We start from the raw sequence: 20,918 nt of genomic DNA, 5'->3' as shown, positions 1-20,918 counted from the left end.
TGACTTTGTTAACCGGATTTCCAGCACGAGTTCTTCATTTCCATGGCCGCACCCCATCAGGATGCCGAACCCGATCTCAGCCCAGGAACATCGCAGCCCTACGGGCAGGGCGAGGCGATGGAGCCCATCGTTGATGTGCGTGCCATTTGGCAAGTCTTGCGTCGCCGTGCGGCGGTCATTTTGGGGATTGTCGCCTGCATTACTGTAGCAACGCTGCTGGTCGTCTTTCAGCTCACACCGCTTTACACAGCTACGACACTGGTCCTTCTTGATCCGCGTGAGCAACAGGTTGTGGATATCGAAGCTGTGATGTCCGGACTGCCGCCGGACAGTGCGGTGGTGGACAGCGAAGTCGAAGTGCTGCGGTCCCGCCGACTTGCGGCAAGGGTTGTGGATCAACTCAGCCTGATGGACGACGACGAGTTCAATGGCGCTCTTCAGGAGCCTGGCCTGCTCGCGTCGCTCAATCCCATGGCGCTGTTTTCTCAGGACGAGCAGCTTGATCCCGAGACCAGCCGGCAACGGCAACTCAACAAGGTCATCGACGAGTTCCATAGCCGGCTTGGTGTGGGGCGGCGTGGCCTGACATATGTCATCGCAATTCGGTTTACGTCGGAGGATGCCGCCAAGGCGACGCAGATCGCCAACAAGACAGCCGAGCTCTACATCCTCGAGCAGCTCGAGGCCAAGTATGAGGCAACGAAGCGCGCCAACGAATGGCTCAATGGCCGCCTGTCTGAATTGCGGAACGATGTGCGTGCTGCTGAAGAGGCAGTCGAAATTTATCGCCGTGACAATGACCTGGTCAGCACGAGTGGCTTGACCGTCAATGAGCAACAACTCGCGGAGCTGAGTGGCCAACTCATTCTGGCTCGCGCGGACCTTGCCGAGAAAGAAGCTACCTTCCGTCGCTTCCAGGAACTGCGCCGGTCCGGGTCTGGAACAGATACGCTGGCAAATGTGCTGCAATCCCCGGTCATAGCCCAACTCCGTCAGCAGGAAGCTGAAGTCGATCGTCGACGTGCGGAGCTGTCGTCTCGCTATGGCGACCGTCACCCCGAAATGATCAAGGTGCGCGCTGAGCGGCGCGACCTTGCTGTTGCCATCAACCGTGAAGTGACGCGGACCGTCGCCAATGTGGAGAACGAAGTGGAAGTGACGCGCACACGCGTTGCATCCCTCGAGCAGTCGCTCCGGGACCTCGAAGGCCGCAGTGGTGAAGGCGGATTGAAGGAAGTGCGTCTGCGCGAGCTGGAAAGTGATGGGGAAGCCATTCGCAACCTATATGAAAGCTTTCTTGAGCGGTTCAAGCAGACGAGTGAACAGACGAACCTTCAGGAATCTGATGCTCGGGTCCTTTCAGGTGCCACGGTGCCGACTGAGCCAAGCTATCCAAACAAACCACTGTTCCTGCTGCTTGCGTTGCTCCTCTCGGGCATGGCGGGCATTGGCGTCGCGTTCCTGCTTGAGCATCTTGATGATGCCTTTTCCACGGTTCGTCAGCTGGAGGAGAAGCTCGGTCTGCCGCATCTTGCATCCGTTCCGGATGTCGCGAGTGAAATCGGCAGTGGCAAGCTCAATGCGCCATTTGACGTTATCCTCAAGCGTCCCCTGTCAGCCTACAGCGAGGCCTTCCGGGCCCTGCGTTCAGGCATCATGTTGTCGGACGTGGATACACCTCCGAAGATTGTGATGATTACCTCTGCGCTGCCGGCTGATGGCAAGACGACAACCGCCATCTCCCTGGCGCGTGCTGCCGCTGCTGCGGGGTTGCGCACCGTCCTGCTGGACTGTGATCTGCGCAGGCCTTCTGTCCACAAGTCTTTGAAGGCAACACCCAAGGCGGGTATCGTCGAGTTTCTGGCAGGGCAGGCTACTCTGGATGAGACACTCATTTCAGATAAAGATGGTGGGCTCTTGTTCCTCCCAGTCAATTCTGGCGCCGCCAACCCGCCGGACCTTCTGGGCTCTCAACACATGAATACGCTGCTTGATAGTCTGCGCCAGGAATTTGATTTCATCGTTATCGACTCTGCGCCGGTGCTTCCCGTCGTCGACAGCAAGGTGCTGTCACGCTTCGTGGACAAGGTCGTGTTTGTTGTGAAGTGGCGGGACACGCCGCGCGACGCAGCCGCAAACGCCGTCCGCGAGTTGAGAGAGGCCGGAGCTGATATGGCCGGTGTGGTGTTCGAGCGTCTCGATCTCAAGCGGCAGAAGCGTTACAGCTACGGCGATAGCGGGTACTATTACGGACGTTACAGCAAGTACTACATCAACTAGTCGCCAACTGATCAGGCCCTGCTCATGTCCACGCACAGCGATGCCTCGATGTTAAAGCGAGTGGCCCTCGCCGTTCCTATTCTCGCGACGGCTGCATTCGCAGGCTATCTGGCTTGGTCTGAGTTGCCGCGTGAGCAAGCGCGTGGCGCACTGAATGCGCTCAGTGATGGTGCCGTGCTTGAACCCGACGCGGCGGAAGAAGCGCTCCGCCACCTTGAAACAGCGTCGTCTCGTTTCCCGATGAATGGCAGCCATCGGATTGCCCAGGCCCGCCTTACCCTGTTCTTGATGCCGCGGGAACCTCGGGACGCAGCGCAGGCCCAGGCCCAGCTAGCCAGCGACTATTTCATTGATGGTTTGCGACGGAAGCCAAATGCGCGTGGTGCTTGGCGTGGTGTGTTTGCAGCGACCTACGTATCAAAGGGGCCGTCTCCGGAACTGGCGCGGGTGTTTGAAGGCGCATATCTGTTTGACAGTGCGGCACCTTTTTCCGCTTTGACCCTTATGGGCGTTGTGCTTCGGCATCCGGGCTTTGTCCCCGCAGAGCGATACGAGCAAGTGCTGACATTCGCTCAGCCTCTGTATGACACCTGGTACATGCGTCGCCCTATGGCACGCCTGTATGTAACGCTTCCTGAGGATGCACAGGTGTCCATGCGGCGATCCCTGGTTGAGGGCGATGCATTTGCCAAATGGGCGGAGAGTTTGGCTGCTGAACGTGCTGCCAACTAAGCGCTCCAAACCCGTAGGCGGTTACCGACCTGACGTGCGACGAGAGGAAACTGACTGGGCCACGCCAATGCCCAGAAGCGCCGCATACAGCGTCGTGATAGCCGGGGTCTGGATGCCAAAGTCCACAACACCCTGCACACCTACAAGGACGGTTGCAGCAATGGCGAGAATGGCATAGATGCGATCCCGCCGGCGGGTCATGATCCCGCGGATGCATACATATACAGCGAGGCCAACCGACGCGAAAAACGCGATGGCCATCGGCAATCCCAGTTCAATTGCCATTTCGATGTAAACGTTGTGCGCAAATTCGACACGTTTGCTGAACGTGCCGTCCCCTGATCCGTAGATCGCATAAGCGTCGCCAAACGCTCCATATCCTGCGCCGAGCCACAGATGATCCCATAGGGTGGTCAGGGCATTGGCATAAATGTCCGCGCGGCTTCCCAGCCCATCGCTGAATTTGTCGTCCAGTCTGAAAAGCAGGAACTCGCCGCTCAGATTAAGCAGGATGAGAGCGCCTACAAATCCACCAAGGATGATGATTGCGGTCGTGCGCGCACTTGCTCTGCGCGCGGAAAGGTAGATGACGATGAAAAACAGAAGTGACAGGGCCGTTGCGGCCGTTGCGGCACGTGAGCCGGTCAGAAGCAGGGCCATGACGCATGCCAGCGCGGCTACAATCCAGACCCACATCCGCGAAGCCATGGCCTCAATGAGAATGCGAAACCGGTCTCTCGATGAAAGTCCGGAACCGGTTATGGCGGAGATGCTGTTTGCGAAAATCGCGACTGCACACAAAGCGCCCAGCCCGGCAAAGACACCGAAGCTGTTTCGATTGACAAAGGTGCTGGTCAAAGCATCAAGGTAGTGCCGCTTTTCGGCCCATGCGACGCTGCTGTTGCCTGACACATAGACCACAATTCCGTACACGGCATATGCGGCGACCACTATGGCAATGGCATTTATCAAAATGCGAGCATGGCGGGGGTTTTCGGCTGCAAACAAGCTCACCAGAAATACGGCGCCGATCCCGGCAAGGCTGACGGCGTCTGCAAGTGATGCAAATGGATCAAGGGAGATGGTGCCTGCAACGGGGCCTCCCAGGATATCTTCCACCTGCATCCACGCAGGGTGGGCGCCAAAGCCTGGCACAAGCGCCTGAAACACGGCCCATGCGAGTGTGAGTCCGAATAGTCCAGCTGCCCACCCGATCGCGCGTTGTCCTGCCGGTGGCCATGTGAGCGCGCGGCGTTGGGTGAGGACCGTTGCGGCAGCCAAGGTCAGGCTCAGCGTAGCCAGCACGCTCTGCCAGAAAACGGGCGCGCTGCCAAAGGGCAGCGGCGCAAAAGCCAGGATAATAATCAGGCCAACAAGTATGCCCATGCCAACCGCCAATCAGGTTGAAAGGAGTATGAAGACGTTCACGCCATGTGTAACGGGCATTGGACGCAATCGCTACTCCTCGCGGAAGCTTCGCCGGAAACTGTCGCGCAGGGGCTGGGACAGATAGGACAGAAGCGTCCGCTCGCCGGTGACGATCAATACGTCAGCGGGCATGCCCGGAGTGAGCTGGATGTCGTCTCCTGCTTCAGCCAGGTGCTTTGCATCAATCAAAACCTGCGCCTTGTAATAGCGCTCACCTGTGCGGTCATCTTCCAGACTGTCGGCTGACACGGTTTGCACGGTGCCATCAATGGCAGGCAGGGCGCGCTGCGAAAAGCTAAGCAGGTGGACCTTCGCAGTCAGGCCTGTGTGAACGATGTCGATATCTGTTGGTGATATGCGGGCGTCTATCTGCAAATTTCCGCCATCGGGAACAATGTCGAGGATCGTGTCACCGGGACGGACAACGCCGCCGGCGGTTGAGAAACGACGGCCAACGACCACGCCTGAAACGGGTGCTGAAATAACCGTGCGGTCGAGGACATCGCGGCGTGCCTCAATTTCTTCTTCGACGGATGCAAGCCGTGTTCTTACTTCTGACAGCTGACCGGCGACTTCATCGAGGAACTGGCTACGGGCAGTGGTGATGCGAATTTCCGTTTCACCAATCTGCTGTTGAGCGCGTGCGATGGAAGCCTTGCGACCGGACATGGCACTGCTGATTTCTGCTTGCCGCCTTTGCAATCCAAGGAGCCTTGGTTTTCTCTCCAGGCCCTTGCGGACAAGTGTCTTCACGGAGGAGATTTCCTGACCAATCAGGTCGACCTGAACTTCGTCCGATAGGATCTGTTGTTCAAAACCATTGATCTCTTCGCGCAATTGCGCGACGCGCTGGCCAAGAATCTGGCTTGTGCCTGATTGGGTTTCGCGTCGTGACATGAAAATTGCGGTCTCGGAGTCGATCACTTTTTGAGCTGCCGGCTCGCTTTGTGCTTCGGCGGTTAGCCATGCGGGGAAGGAGATGTCTTCGGCATCAACCTGTTCGGCCTCAAGGCGGGCCTGCGCGGCGGCGAATGACCGGCGCTGACCATTGAGCACTTCAAAATTTGCCTTGGCCTGGGTTTCCTCCAGAACAACAACCGGGTCTCCCTCGGCTACACGGTCGCCGTCCTTCACCAGCAGTTCACGGATGATGCCACCTTCGAGGTGCTGAACGGTCTTGAGGCTGCCGTCCGGACTGACAATGCCCGGCGCAATGGCACCGCCGGCCAGAGGCACGAATGCTGCCCAACCGCCAAAAACACCAAAGAATGCAAAGACGAACGCAGCACCGATGATCGATGGGCCGCGCAGATTGCCATCAAGTTCGCCGGTTTCAGCCTCCACGGGAGCCACGAGTGCACGCAGGCGCTCAATGAGCTGCTCAATCATTTCCTTCATGAGCCTTCTCCGCGCGGCAATGGGGTCACGTTCGTTGCGCTTTGCGTGCTCTTGGCGCTGGCACGGATCACACCGCGTTGTTCAAGTGCTGCAAAGACCTCATCGCGCGGGCCGGAGGCGCGGAGTTGTCCGGCATCCAGCATCACCACATTGTCTGCAAGCGACAGGAGCTGCCGCTTGTGGGTCGAGATCAGGATTGTTGCGCCCTGGTCCCGTGCTTCGGTCAGCGCTTTAGCCAGAGCGGCTTCGCCGGCTGTATCAAGATTTGCATTCGGCTCATCGAGAACGATGAATTTTGGCGTTCCGAACAATGCGCGCGCCAGGCCAATGCGTTGGCGTTGGCCGCCTGACAATTGCGCGCCCTGCGGCCCGATGGGTGTTTCGTAGGCGTCAGGCAGGCGCAGGACCATTTCATGGACGCCAGCTGCCTGGGCGGCGGCAATGATGTCTTCAGCATCAGCATCCGTCATGCGTGAAATGTTGCTACGGATTGAGCCTGAGAACAGCTCGATATCCTGCGGCAGATACCCCACGTGATTGCCGATATCAGAGCGCGGCCAGTCGGCTATTTCGGCACCGTCGAGGCGCACATGGCCGGTGGTTGGCCGCCATGCACCAACCAGCATGCGGCACAGGGTGCTCTTGCCGGAGGCCGATGGCCCGATGATCGCGGTGATTGTCCCCGGCATCGCCTGAAAGCTGACCTGATTGATGGTCGGGTGTTCGGTGTTGGGATGCAGGAACGATACGTCTTCTACTGTCAGTCGTCCGGCAGGACTTGGCAGCGCCATGCCTTCATGCGCCAGGGGTGTTTCTTCGAACAGATTTGAGAGGCGTGTATGAGCCTCGCGGGCGCCGACGAATGCCCTCCATGCGCCAATGGCCTGATCTACAGGTGCCAGGGCACGTCCGAGCAAAATGGACCCTGCGATCATGCCGCCGGGTGTCATGTCGCCGCTTATCACAAGGGCTGCACCCACGCCAAGCACGCCAACCTGTGCGCCAAAGCGGAGGAAGCGAGACAGGCCAAGGAACAGGGCCATCCAGCGGGTGCCGCCATCCTGCTTCAATGAAGCTTCGTGGGTCTGGCTGAACCACCGTTGGGCAACGCGCTCCTGCATGCCCATGGCCTGCACGACCTCTGCATTGCGTACGGCCTCATCGGCCTGAGTGGTGGCGATCATTTGCTGAGAGCTGGCAGCGGACATCGCCGGGCGTGACGTCCGGTCGTTCAGTATCGCAACGATGAGAAGCGTGATCGCGGCCACAAGCGCCAGAACCCCCAGCCATGGGTGCAACAGGAAAATGAAAAGGACAAAGATTGGCGTCCACGGCGCATCGAAAAACGGATTGAGATTTGTCGATCCCAAGAAGCCCTGCAGTGACCCCAGGTCGCGCAGGGGCTGATTGCCGCCAGCGCGGTTGCCAAGTGATTTTGCAAGACTGGCAGACAGGACCTTTGGGCCGAGGGACCCGTTGATCCAGGCGGCTGTGCGTGACAGCAGCAGCAAGCGCACGCCTTCGAGAAGTCCCAGAACAATGAGTGCGACAAAGACGATGACGCTCAGGGCTATCAGTGTATCGCTGTGGCCCGTGGTCAGGACCCGGTCAAACACCTGCAGCATATAGATGGGAGTGGTGAGCATAAGCAGGTTCAGGAACGCACTGAAAACGCCCGCCAGCACAAAGCCCTTGCGCGCATTGCGTAATGCGTCAGCTAAATGGGCCTGTGGTGTACCGGTCTGGGGCAATTTTCCGTCCTTTTGTGTGTTCGCATGCAACTACGTCCCACCATGCAAATAGTCATCCATATTAGTCCAACCGTAGCTGAGCGTTTCTTTGTAGGCGAATGAGCCTTGAACCGATAGTTGGGTTGCATGCGGCGGTTAAGGTTAAATGAGAATTGCTACTTGGACCTGCTTCCAGGTTAGGTCGGGTAACTGCGAAGTTTGGAGTGGCGCTTTCGGCTCGAAAAGGCCGAAAAACATAGGTTTTTCATCGCGGTTGATCTGCCTACGGCCGCTTTCGTCCGCCTGTCAATCACCCGAAAGTATGATTGCTTTTTGGATGGTTTGGGCGCCTTGTACGACATGAAACTTTAATGAGGCGCATTGCGTTTTAGTGACCTCATTCAGGTGCATGTGTCGACCGCTCTGGTCGGATGAAATTTTGCGCATGACGGTCAACTCCAGCGTATTCGCGTGTTGAGACCTTGATCGGATATGCGCTGGGGGAAAGAGACTATGGCGATTATCCGTATTCCATCAGATCAGGCTGACATTGCCAGTGCGCTTGCTGCGGCCAATCCTGGCGACACGATTGAGTTTGAAGCCGGTCTCAACCAGACGGATTTCACGGTCACGGTCAACAACCTGACCCTCAACGCGGCTGGAGGTGAAGACTTTACCGTCACGCTCGCGACGCCCGGTGTGACGCAGGTCACGACCACCGGCGCGGGGTCGGTTGAGATCATCGGCAATGATGACGGGAACACCATCACCGACAGTTCGACTGGATCGTTCTTCCAGGACATTACGCTGGGCGATGGCACCGACACCTTGATTGCCGGCCGCGGCGCCGATGTCATTCGTGTTGGTGAAGGCACCAAGGCAATTGACCTGGGGGCTTTTACGGACGTTGGGCAGACCAATAGTGATGGCGGTTCCCTCAACCTGTCAGATACTGACTTCGTTGTTGCGGAAACCCGCGGCACATCCGAGATCAGCATCTTCAATTTCAGCCTTCAGGAAGATCAGAATGCGGGTGAGACCGATGACCGGTTGATCTTTGGAGGCACGACGCGGGCAGACTTTGCGGCCAATGCCAAGTTCTTTGTGGGGCAGACAATTACCGGTGGTCCGTTTCCCGGTGCCCTGACATCACTGGGTGGCTATACGGATACGTCCGATTGGAACCTGAGCATCGCGTTTGACTATGACGGTAACGGCCAGAACGACGCGATCTTCATGCTGCATGATCTGTTCGATGCCGATCAGCAGACACAGATGAAAACACTGCTAACCAACACTGATTTCACGCCTGCCGATATCGGTAACGAAGTGGAGATAGCGGCTGCCGATGAGGCCGGTTTCATCAACGGTACGCTTAACCCGCTTGGCAATGACAATATTGCCTTTGCGCTCCTGGTCGATCCGACCCGCGATGCTCTGAATGACGGCCAGCTGGATGTGGCGACCGGGCTGATCGCCTATCGAACCATTACGTCGGCGCTGGCCGCAGCCGGCGAGGGCGATGTTCTTGTGCTGGCGCCTGGCGACCATACCTTCGCAAGTACGATCAACAGCGTCACCGTCAGTGTGTCCAACATCACATTTGAGCCACTTGGTGCCGGTCCGGGTTCAATCCCGGCCATTACGCTGGCGTCTGGTGTGCAGGATTTTCAATCTCGGCTTGAAGCCGGCGGTCTGGAGATAACGGGAAGCGATACGTCGACTGCAGTCTCGTCGTTTGAAACAAACGACTTCTTCGTGGGCGGCGCTGGCGATGACGCTTTCACCAACTTCGACGGGATTGACACCTTCAACGGCATGGCCGGTGACGACACGGCCGGGTATTTACTGACCAGCAATGGCACGCTGACCTTCGATGGCGGCGAAGGTGGTGAGACCGAGGGCGACACAATTGCCCTTTTTGATGAAACGGGGCTCAATCAATCGGTTTTCCTCAACGGGAGTACGCAAGACGGTCTGGTTGCCGATGTCGGGCTTTTGCCAAATAGGGTCACTGCCACCAACGTTGAAAAGTTGAGTGTCAGCACGGGTGGTGGCAACGATGTTTTCACCCTCACCGGAAACCTCTCTGATGTTGGCATCCTGCAGGCGAACGTCTCCACCTTCTCTTTGACGGCGACTATTTTTACTACTGGCGGCAACAACTCATTTGATGCAAGTGGCCTGACGTCGACGACCGGCATCGCCTTTGTGGGCGCAGCTGGAAACGACACTTACATCGGCAGCATCGGTGGTGACCTGCTGTTTGACCAAGGTGGCGGCATCAACTCATTCACCGGTGGCGGCGGCGATGACGTGCTGTTCGTGACTGGCGGAGGAACCAACACGGCCCACTATGCCCTGTCGTCTGAAAACTATGTCATCACGACAGTCAATTTCGGAACCCAGGTTCAGGTGCGTGCGGTCAACGGCACGGAGGGGACTGATACTCTGACGGGTATCACACATCTGTCCTTCAACGGTGGTGCCGAGACGGGCGCTGTTACCCAGTTCGTGTCCAGCGGACGTTCTGATTTTGGTCTTGGGGCGGCCGATGAGATCGTTTTTGATGTTGGTGGATTTCTGGTGGTGAAGAGCGGTGAAGGATTTGGCTTTGGGTTCATGAATAATGACCGAACAGCCAGACTTCTTGGTGATTTCGACGGCGACGGTGACGCGGATTTTGTAGCCGAACTGAACGGATCGGGCGCTCATGTCGTTGTGGATCCAACCTCTGGCAATACGTTCATTGGTCAGGCCGACCGGACGGCAAAAGCGGTTGGTGACTTTGATGGGGATGGCGACGATGACATCCTGTTTACCCTCGACGCCGGCGGGCATCACGTCATCGGCAATGTTGGCGCTGCCAATGTGTTTCTTGGGCGGTCTGATCGCTCGGTGCAGGCCACCGGTGACTTTGATGGGGATGGCGATGACGACATCCTGATGAAGCTCACTGCGGGCGGGGCCCATGTTGTTGAGAAGATCAATGAAGCAAACGTCTTCATCGGTGGTGCAGATCGCACGGCACGTGCTGTGGGTGACTTCGACGGCGATGGTGACGACGACATCCTCATGGAGATCAACGCTACTGGTGCCTACGTGATTGAGAAGCTGGGCGAGGCCAATGTGTTCGTTGGGCGTTCAGACAGGACCGTTGTTGGTGTCGGTGACTTTGACGGCGACGGCGACGACGACATCCTGTTTACGCTGGATGCTGGTGGGCATCATGTCATCGAGAAGATCGGTGAAGCGAATGTGTTTGTCGGGCGCTCGGACCGCACCGCACAGGCCATCGGTGATTTCGATGGGGATGGCGACGACGACATCATGATGAAGCTCACCGTCGACGGCGCTCATGTCATTGAGAAGATCGGTGAGGCGAACCAGTTCTATGGCGAGATTAACCAGACTGTTTTTGATCTTGGCATGACCGATCTCGGCCTGGCATTTGAAGTGGTCTAGCCGTGTGGGCTAAATAGCCGGAAAAGCAATCCGCATACACATTACTCACAGGCCTGCCTCACGATAAAAGTGGGGCGGGCCTAAGTGTTGAAATCGCCTAGCTGACGCAGGTCAGATGCTGCGCCCTCAGGTGTCAGTCGACGCCGTAAAGCCTGCTGGAAGCCCACGCCATTCTTGGTGTGGGCTTGTTTCGTTGTGCACGTCAGCAGGTGAAGGATGGGGGGACATTATAAACCCATAAAAAATTTATTGAAATGATTTATCACATTTTTCGTGTGAAATTCCGGCGATATTCTGAGGGCACGGTTGGGGATCTTCCCGCCATTGTCAGTCCGAAGGAGCACGCACTATGGCTACAATCATCGTCCCGACAGACCAGCCGACGCTCTCTGCCGCCATTGCAGCCGCCGCGCCTGGTGACACCATACAGGTCCTTGAATCTGCCAATGGTGTGGATACGACGGTCACCGTTGACGGGCTGACATTCGAAATTGCGCCGAACCAAACATTCACGCTGACATTGGGGCCTGGGGTTCTAGATGTGACCCTGGAAGGTGCTGGCGAAGTCAATGTGATTGCGAATGATGCCGGCAACGACATCAGTGGCAATGCGGGTGCGAACAGGATTGTTGATGGCCAAGGTTCAGACATACTCACCGGTGGTCAGGAAGAGGACACGTTCTTCATCTCTGGCGGCAACAACGCGGTTGATCTTGGATCGTTTGCCGAGCGAAACGCCACCAACCCTTCAGGCGGACCGCTAAACGCTTCGGACATGGATACGGTTGTGGCATTCGGGTTTGCCGGAGGGCACGACACGATCGTGAACTTCACTCCTGAGGAGGATCAGGGGACGGGCGTCGAAAGCGACCAGATTGTCTTTGGCGGCCCGACCTTCAGCACCGCGCCCGTGTTTGCGGATTTCTATGTCGGGCATGCCGGCAATTCGGGGCAAGCCTGGCAAGGGTCGTTCACTGGTGCGCTCAGTGACCTTGGCGGGTATGCGGACAGTGCGACGGACTGGGAACTGACCGTGGCAATTGACACTGACCCGGGCACGCCGGGATACGAAGTGTCCTACACCTTTCATGATCTATTCGATGCTACTGCGCAGGCCCAGCTCAATGCTGTGCTGACCAATACAGATTTTTCCGGTGCGAATGGCGGTGGCATGTCGCAGGTAGCGGCTGCGGATGAGGCGGCGCTCCTGTCAGCGGTGCTGGCAGCGGATACGGAAGAGGGCGTGGATTTTGCCATTCTTGTGGACCCAAGCCGGAATGCCGCGGCCGACGGACAGATTGATCTGACGACCGGACTGACGGCGTTCAGCACCATCCAGGCGGCACTGACCGTTGCCACGGTCGGTGACGTGCTCATGCTCGTACCAGGTGACCACACTTTTGGCGGCACTGTTCCCGGTGTTCTGGTCAATGTTGAGTCCGTCAGCCTGCTGCCCCTGCAGAGCGGAGCTTTCACGCTTCCCTCTTTCGCACTCGATACCGGCGTTGAGAGTTTCACGTCTCTCATGGAGAGTGTTGGTGTCACCGTCAACGGCAATGCAAGCAACAACGATATCGAAGGCGATTCGGGTAACGACACCATTTCCGGTGGGGATGGGGATGATCGGATTTTCGGATCGGGTACGACCTCCGGCACTGACCAGCTTAATGGCGGCGGAGGCGATGACACCTTTGAGTACGTCCATGGCCGAAGCGGCACCGAGTCAATTGACGGCGGCAGCACGTCTGAAACCACCGGGGACCAAATCCAGTTCCTTTCACCTGGTCCGACATTTGATTCCATAACGCTGTCGGGCAGCGGTGCTGGACTGTCCATCGAGACATCGGGGGACGCGACCCCGGAAATCACCGCGACGAATGTCGAAGGCGTTTCTTTCGACCTCACTGATGGTCAGGATTCCTTGACTTTGACCGGGGATCTGGCGGCGGCAGGGATCAACCCGGCGCTTGCGCGCGGTGGCGTGTTTGTCTCGCTTGGAAACGGTGCTGATACCTTCAATGCAAGTGGACTTACCAGCGCGACGCCTCTTTCAGTTGCTGGTGGTGCGCAGGACGACAATATTACAGGCGGCCTCGGTGCCGACCTCCTCACCGGCGAGGGCGGCAATGACACGCTGAATGGCGGTGGCGGTACGGACACTGCAGTCTACGCGCTGGCTTCATCAAACTACTCGGTCGTCTTCAATGAGGGTGCCGGCACTTACACTGTGTCTGCGCTGTCAGGTGACGAGGGTATCGACACGCTGAGTTCGATTGAGCAACTTGCTTTCAGCAATGGGACGGAAACAGGTGCCATCGATGATTTTGTTGACGATGGTGGCCCCCGGTCCGACTTCACCGGCGATGGGGACGACGACATTTTGTTCCTGCTGGGAGGTGGCAACAAGGTCATTGGCAATGTCGGTGAAGCAAATCTCTTTATAGGCGGGAGTGATCGTACGGCCCGACTCGCAGGTAACTTCGATGGTGATGGCGACAGCGACATTCTCATGGAGCTGAATGCCGGTGGGGCCTATGTGGTCGAGAATATCGGCGCGCCCAACGCGTTCATCGGTCAGGCTGACAGAACTGCTCGGGCGGTGGGTGACTTCGATGGTGACGACGATGACGACATCCTGTTTACCCTTGATGCTGGTGGCCATCATGTGATCGGCAAGTTTGGCGAGGCCAATCAGTTCATTGGTCGAAACGACCGTTCCGTACAGGCAACGGGTGATTTTGATGGGGATGGTGACGACGACATCCTCATGAAACTCACCGCGGGCGGCGCTCATGTTGTGGAGAAAATCGGTGAGGCGAATGTGTTCCTGGGCGCAGCAGATCGCACCGCGCGTGCCGTCGGTGATTTCGATGGCGATGGCGACGACGATATCCTCATGGAACTCGACGGGACCGGGGCCTACGTCATTGAGAAAGTCGGTGAAGCGAATACGTTTGTTGGTCGGGCTGATCGGACAGTCGTTGGTGTGGGTGACTTTGATGGTGATGGCGACGACGACATTCTGATGCAACTGGACGCCGGCGGTGCATATGTCATTGAGAAAATCGGTGAGGCGAACGTCTTTGTTGGCCGAACCGACCGGACGGCGCGTGCCATCGGTGACTTTGACGGCGATGGGGACGACGACATCCTCATGGAGATTGATGCAACCGGCAATCATGTGATTGAGAATGTCGGTGACGCCAATCTCTTTGTGGGATACTCGGACCGTGATGCGGCGGACCTTGGTCTCACGGACCTAGGTCTGGCCTTTGAAGTGCTCTAGCCATTTAGGCTAACTGGCCACCCAGACCGGTTGGACTTTTCTGCTGCAGGTCGGAAGCCTTATTGTTGGTCATTCGATCCAGCATGCCGCACGCGGACTACTCTCAGGCCTGCCTCGCAAGGAAATGTGAGGCAGGCCTTTTTGTGCGCCCGGTACCTACCAAAATACAATCAGAAGATGAGGTCGGCCTGGCGCACAGCCTGTGAGTGCGAATAAAACCCAAGAAATCTGCAATTGTTGCGAGTAGGAGACTCTACTTTCCCTCTACTTTTACGTTAAATTATCGCTAAGTAGGGGGCAATGTCGCGGGGTGTAACCGGCCATGCGATGCGTTGGAGTATATCTGCATCATGGCGACACTGATTGTAGGGATTACCGGGCCATATTATGATCTGCCAGCTGCTTTGAATGCTGCGCAGCCAGGCGACACCATCGTCATTAACACGCCGAGGTCGGGTGGTGGTGATTACTCGCATGGCTCGGTTTGGGACGAGGGCCTGACGATCCGAACGACGACGGATGTGGGGACCGTCCAGTTTGGTCTGACGGGCGGTGTCTTCAACGTCACAGGCGCCGGGCCGTCCAACTTTGTAATTTTCGGGAACGCCAATAACAACATCCTGACTGCCGGTGATGGCAATGATGTGTTCTTTGGTGCTGCGGGTAACGATACGTTCAATGGCGGCGGTGGCCGAGACATTGGCTCCTACCTCTATGACCCTGCGGGCGTGAACATAAACCTTGGCACGGGCACTGGCACCGACGGGTACGGTGGAACAGACACCCTCAACTCCATTGAGGCCCTCGCAGGCAGCCACTTCGGTGATACCCTGATAGGTGGCTCAGGTGATGATCTGTTTATCGGTTTTGCCGGGAACGACACCATAAACGGCGGCAGCGGTACGGACACGGCCTCCTACGAATTTGTCGGAGGCACCACAGGCGTCACCGTGAGTCTCATCAGTGGCGCGGTCAGTGATGGCTATGGCTTCTTTGATACGCTGATCTCGATCGAAGATGTTGTTGGCAGTGACTACAATGACCACTTCGTCGGCAATAGTGAAAACAACAAGTTTTATGGCAATGCTGGCAGCGATGTCATCGATGGTGGCGGTGGCCAGGACACTGCTGTCTATGAAACTGCTCAGACCAGTGTGAATGTGAATCTTGCGACCGGTCGGGCAACCGACGGCCTTGGGTCTACAGACACGTTGCGGAACATAGAAGCGATTACCGGCGGCATATTTGGCGATGTTCTAACCGGCGACAGCAATAGCAACCGGCTTGAAGGTCTTCTGGGAGCCGACAGGCTTGATGGTGGCGGTGGCACCGATCTGGCCGACTACTCCCGGTCGGCGGGAAGCGTGAATGTCAACCTGGCTGCTGGCACTGCATCCGACGGCTTCGGCTCGACGGATACGTTGATCAGCATCGAGACTGTCTTCGGCTCGAATTTTGCCGATACTCTGACAGGCGACTCCGGAGACAATCTGTTTTCCGGCCTTCGCGGCAATGACATCATCAATGGCGGAGGCGGCGCTGACGTTGTGCTCTATGCCTTTGCGGCAAGTGCGTACACGGTCACGTTCAACGCGGGCAGCAATACTTACACGGTTGTTGATACTACAGGCGTCGAAGGCACTGACACGCTCTCGTCCATCGAGTTTTTGAGTTTCAGTGATGTCGGGCTTGTCGACATCACGGTTGTTGCGCCGGATCCGGCCGATGAGACTTTTGTCGGCGATTCATTGGACAACACATTCACGCCGCGTGATGGCGATGACACGGTGAATGGTGCTGGCGGCAAAGACACGGTGGATTACAGCACCAGCCCATCGGCCATCAACGTCAACCTTGCAACGGGTGTGGTGTCGGATGGTTATGGGGATACGGACACCCTGACGAGCATTGAAAGCGTTATCGGCAGCGCTTTTGGCGACACGCTGACAGGTAGTGGCGCCGATAATGATTTTACCGGTGGTGGTGGCAACGACACGATCACAGGAGCTGCAGGGACAGACCGTGCGATCTATGCTCTGGCTCAATCGAGTTACACAGTCTCTTTTGATCTGGGCACCGGCACATACCGAGTGGTGGCTAAAAGCGGCAATGAGGGGACCGATACACTTTCGGGCATCGAAACGCTGTCCTTTAGCGGTGGTACGGTGGATGTGGCGATTGCCGACGCTTTGCCGCCTCCTGTCATCCTGACAGGCGACGACACCGACAATACGTTCACCCCGGGTGTGGGCAACCATACGATTGATGGACGGGGCGGGATTGATACGGTGTCCTATGCGGGTGCTCCACTTGGTGTGGAAGTTGACCTTGCCGCGGGCACCGCATCCAACGGTCGTGGCGGTGTCGATACGCTGACAAGCATCGAACGCATCATCGGCACTGATCATCAGGACAGACTGACCGGTAGTGACGGGGATGATATCTTCGAGTTCACGTCTGGCAACGATATCATTGATGGCGGAGCCGGCTTCGATACGCTTTCTCATGCGTCCGGCACGACAGGTCAGACGATTGTGGTTGGCTACAACGACATCGAACGATATGTCGGAACCGACTTTCAGGATATTTTCAAAGACAACAACAATCGCCACGCGCCTGAGACGTTTGATGGCGGTACGGGGATAGACATCCTCGACTATGAGGGTTCGAGCGCGAGTTATGTCGTCGACTTCACCTCCAACACAACAGTTGATTCACAGGTTGGCTCGACTGACACGCTGGTAAGCATCGAGCATGTGGTGGGCAGCTTTCAGTCCGACACATTCATCATGGCGCCGAATACAATTGCCAGCGGTTCCTTGGGCTCTGATCTCGCTACTTTCATTTCAAACGGGTCTGGCGTGACGATCGGGCTTTCGGGAGCTGCGCGGAGCGGGACTGACACATCGGGCAACACGTTTGAACTCTATGATATTGAGCGACTGGAAGGCTCCGAGTTCGGGGATAATTTTACTGGCAGTTCAATTGACAATGCGTTCCGTGGACGTGGCGGAAATGATGTTATTGACGGCGCTGATGGAGTCGACAAGGCAATTTATGCTTTGGCATCTAATCAGTACACGGTCGTTTTTAACGAAGCTCAAGGTACGTTTACGGTTACGGCATTAAGCGGCACCGAAGGTGTTGATACGCTCAGCAACATTGAGATCCTCTCATTTGAGGGCGGCACGACGGACGTCAGCATCTGGGCTGCAGCGGGGCTGCCAGAACCAGATCCGAATAATCTGGTCGGTGATGACACCGACAATACCTTCACACCCGGGGCAGGTGACCAGACGATCGACGGACGTGGCGGTATCGATACCGTGTCCTATCTGGGTGCTCCTAGTGGCGTGACCGTCAATCTTGCGACCGGCGTTGCATTGGATGGGCAGGGCGGAACGGACACGCTCACCAGTATTGAGCGGATTGTTGGCAGCAGTTTTGATGATGCGTTAACCGGCAGCTCCAATGACGAGATATTTGTTGGCAGTGCTGGCAATGATGTCATTCATGCGGCCGGTGGATATGATGTGCTTTCCTATGCCGATCTGAGCCATGGCGTGGCGGTTCACCGATTTGCCGGTGTGGTGGAGCCACTTCCTTTTCCTTTCTCGGGATCCCAGAAGGACACCATTTCAGGCATTGAAGCGTTTGTCGGCAGCAGATTTAATGATGTGTTTGTCGAACATCCAGACATCCAACTGCTCGATGGTGGTGCTGGGACCGATCACTATTCCCTGCAGTTCAGTTTGGAGGGCGTGACAGTTGACCCGGGAAATGGCCTGGTATCATTTTCTGGAGGCCGCCAAGTCTCGATTTCAAACCTCGAGAGCTTCTTCTTAGGGTTGGCCAATGACAAGTTCGTCTGGGATAGCAGTGTCACCTTTGTGCACGGGGCCCAAGGTTCAAATGAAATAACTTTTCGAAATCATGACAGTGGCGTTACCGTTTCAGCGGACTCGAATACGAACGATTTTGATGCGAACGGAAGGCAATTCAGCATAGAGCGCTTCAGTATCCTGGAAGGGTCTGCTTTCGCAGACTCTCTAACTGGCTATTCTAGCGGATCTAACTATCTAACAGGGCTTGGCGGAAACGATGCCTTGATTGGACAGACCGCGAACGATACAGCGGTTTATGCGCTAGGAATTGATCAGTATACGGTCCAATACAATGCAATTGCAGATACTTTCACGGTCACAGCGCTAAGTGGTGCCGAGGGCGTCGATACCCTGAGCAATATTGAAACCCTGTCATTTGAAGGCGGCACTGTAGACGTTGATATCTGGGCGGCTGCTGGTCTTTCCAATCCTGATCCCAATGTTCTTGTCGGTGACAACACTGACAATACGTTCGCACCCGGTGCCGGTGACCAGACGATCGATGGGCGTGGCGGTATCGATACCGTGTCTTATCTGGGTGCCCCTGGTGGCGTGACAGTCAATCTTGCCACCGGTACTGCATCTGATGGACACGGTGGAACTGACACGCTCACCAGTATTGAGCGGATCATCGGGTCTGCTTTTGCCGACAATCTGACAGGCAGCGATGCGGACGAGTTTTTTGTGGATGCCGGTGGCTCAGACAACATTCACGCCGGGGGCGGGTTTGATGTTTTGTCCTACGAAACCAGCAGCATGGAAATCTGGGTCAACTGGCAAACAGTGGGAAAAGTTACTTCGTGGACCGGTTCTGGCTTTGGTCCGGATACAGACATAACAACTGGTGTAGAAGGGTTTATTGGTTCGGCGCACCGCGACCGATTTTTTGATATTGACGGTGACAACTCCTACGACGGCGCTGGTGGTGCCGCCGATATGTTGTCTTTCATGCAGAACACTGCCGCTGTAACGGTGGATCTACGTCAAGGCCGGGCGATAGAGTCGAATGGATCGGTCAATGTCTTCAGCAATATTGAGCATGTCAGTGGATCTGACTTTGATGACCGCTTTGTGTGGGCTCCCGGCGTTGGATTGAGCGGTGGGCAGAGCGGTCGAGATACACTCTCTTTTGCCCAACACGAATACGCGGTTTCGTATGATGTGCGTGGTCACGTGAATGGCACTGACGCCAATGGAAGCGAGATTGATGCAGGGGGGTTTGAGATCGTCGAAGGCTCTGCGTTCAACGATACTCTTACCTATTCTGGTTCCGGTGATGTCGTTCTTATTGGCCTCGCGGGTAACGATTCACTGGGCGGCGGCTGGGTCGGATCAACGACAGAGACATGGATCAGTTATCGGCTTGATCCTGCTGGAGTGTCGGTAAACCTCACGGGCAACACAGCGACCGATGGGTTTGGTGACACGGATAGCTTGCAGGCCATCAAAGGCGTTGAGGGCTCAAATTTTGCGGATAGTCTGACCGGTAACAATGATGACAATGTTTTCCGCGGTCTTGATGGCAATGATTTGATCGACGGCGCCGGCGGCGCCGACACTGCAATATATGCGTTGGCTGCGGATCAATACGACGTAATCCATAACCTCACGACCGGCACCTACGATGTTGTCGCGCTCAGTGGGGGCGAGGGTACGGACACGCTGCGCAATGTTGAAACACTGTCATTTGATGGTGGTACGACAGATGTCGCTATCTCATTTGCTGTCACCAAGGTAACTTCGTCTGCGACCTCCGACTTTGACGGCGACGGTGATGACGATGTTGTCTTCAAGCTGACCGCCAGTGGGAACTCTGTCCACAACAGCGCGGATGGCACCGGCGGTGGCTGGATCGGCTATGCGGATCGGACAGTCATCGGCACGGGCGATTTCAACGGCGATGGCGATGCGGATCTGTTGTTCCGCTTTACGGGCGGCAACCACTCAGGCTTTGACAGTGGCGGCGGTGGTCCGTGGCTTGGTCGCTCTGACCGCACGGCTGTGGCTGTCGGTGATTTCAACGGGGACGGCGATGATGATGTGCTGTTCCAGTTTGCCAATGGCAACAAGCACATTGCGGATGCGGACAGCGGGAATACATGGGTCGGCTTTGCTGATCGCTCCATTGAAGCTGTCGGCGACTTTGATGGCGATGGCGATGATGACGTGCTGTTTGAGCTCAATGCCGGCGGCTATGTGACCAACAATGTGGATGGCACCGGCGGGCGCTGGCTGGGTGGCCCGAACCGCGACGTTGCCGGCATCGGCGACTTCGATGGCGACGGCGATGATGACATTCTGTTTGTGCTGAATTCCGGCGGCCACATCATCAATGATGGCGAAGGCGGCGGCATGCAGTGGTTCGGCTTTACGGACCGCAGCGTCGCAGGCATCGGAGATTTCGATGGCGACGGCAATGACGACATCCTGTTCCGTCTGTCAGACGGCAACCACACGATCATCTCTCCCAATGGCGTCGGGCGCTGGATTGCGCGCACCAACAACACGGTGCGCGATGTGGGCGACTATGATGGTGACGGCGACGACGACATTCTGTTCGAGGCACCCGGCGGCGGTTTCGTGGTTGATCAGGCCGACGGTGGCGTAGGCCTTGGCATGTACTTCCTGGACCGCACACTTGTGGCCGGAGACCCGCTGGGCATCGGCCTCACCAGTGACGCTGACCTGGTGTAGGATGTTCCGCTAGGCAAGGAC

8 protein-coding genes are annotated in these 20,918 nt (G+C 56.8%); 5 read left to right on the top strand and 3 right to left on the bottom strand.

The window, feature by feature from the left end; all coding sequences use genetic code 11:
* Positions 1-42 precede the first annotated feature (42 nt).
* Both ABXH05_RS04030 and ABXH05_RS04025 read left to right on the top strand, forming a co-directional pair.
* A complete protein-coding gene (locus ABXH05_RS04030) occupies positions 43-2,280 on the top strand; it encodes a GumC family protein (protein WP_353559889.1) in 2,238 nt (745 codons plus the stop codon).
* A 24-nt stretch (positions 2,281-2,304) separates the two neighbouring features.
* Positions 2,305-3,012 (top strand): hypothetical protein, encoded by a 708-nt coding sequence (locus tag ABXH05_RS04025; protein ID WP_353559888.1) that lies wholly within the window; start codon positions 2,305-2,307, stop codon positions 3,010-3,012.
* Between the two features lie 21 nt (positions 3,013-3,033).
* Here ABXH05_RS04025 and ABXH05_RS04020 read toward each other — a convergent pair whose 3' ends face one another.
* From ABXH05_RS04020 to ABXH05_RS04010, 3 genes are all read right to left on the bottom strand, one after another.
* Positions 3,034-4,398, bottom strand: coding sequence for an O-antigen ligase family protein (locus ABXH05_RS04020; RefSeq protein ID WP_353559887.1), 1,365 nt, complete (start codon positions 4,396-4,398; stop codon positions 3,034-3,036).
* Between the two features lie 72 nt (positions 4,399-4,470).
* Positions 4,471-5,838, bottom strand: coding sequence for an HlyD family type I secretion periplasmic adaptor subunit (locus tag ABXH05_RS04015; protein ID WP_353559886.1), 1,368 nt, complete (start codon positions 5,836-5,838; stop codon positions 4,471-4,473).
* A complete protein-coding gene (locus ABXH05_RS04010; RefSeq protein ID WP_353559885.1) occupies positions 5,835-7,589 on the bottom strand; it encodes a type I secretion system permease/ATPase in 1,755 nt (584 codons plus the stop codon). The genes ABXH05_RS04015 and ABXH05_RS04010 overlap by 4 nt, the downstream gene beginning before the upstream one ends.
* 492 nt (positions 7,590-8,081) lie before the next feature.
* Between ABXH05_RS04010 and ABXH05_RS04005 the strand changes: the two genes are divergently transcribed.
* From ABXH05_RS04005 to ABXH05_RS03995, 3 genes are all read left to right on the top strand, one after another.
* Entirely contained in the window at positions 8,082-11,033 is a 2,952-nt protein-coding gene (locus tag ABXH05_RS04005) for a beta strand repeat-containing protein (protein ID WP_353559884.1), read from the top strand.
* Between the two features lie 349 nt (positions 11,034-11,382).
* Entirely contained in the window at positions 11,383-14,319 is a 2,937-nt protein-coding gene (locus ABXH05_RS04000; protein WP_353559883.1) for a beta strand repeat-containing protein, read from the top strand.
* A 350-nt stretch (positions 14,320-14,669) separates the two neighbouring features.
* Complete coding sequence (locus ABXH05_RS03995) at positions 14,670-20,897, top strand: calcium-binding protein (RefSeq protein WP_353559882.1); 6,228 nt, start codon at positions 14,670-14,672, stop codon at positions 20,895-20,897.
* The last annotated feature ends 21 nt before the right edge of the window (positions 20,898-20,918 follow it).

This window comes from Pyruvatibacter sp. HU-CL02332, from assembly GCF_040362765.1.
Classification (GTDB): domain Bacteria; phylum Pseudomonadota; class Alphaproteobacteria; order CGMCC-115125; family CGMCC-115125; genus Pyruvatibacter.
The sequence above is the reverse complement of the archived record's forward strand: the minus strand, read 5'-3'. Positions and strand labels throughout refer to the sequence as shown.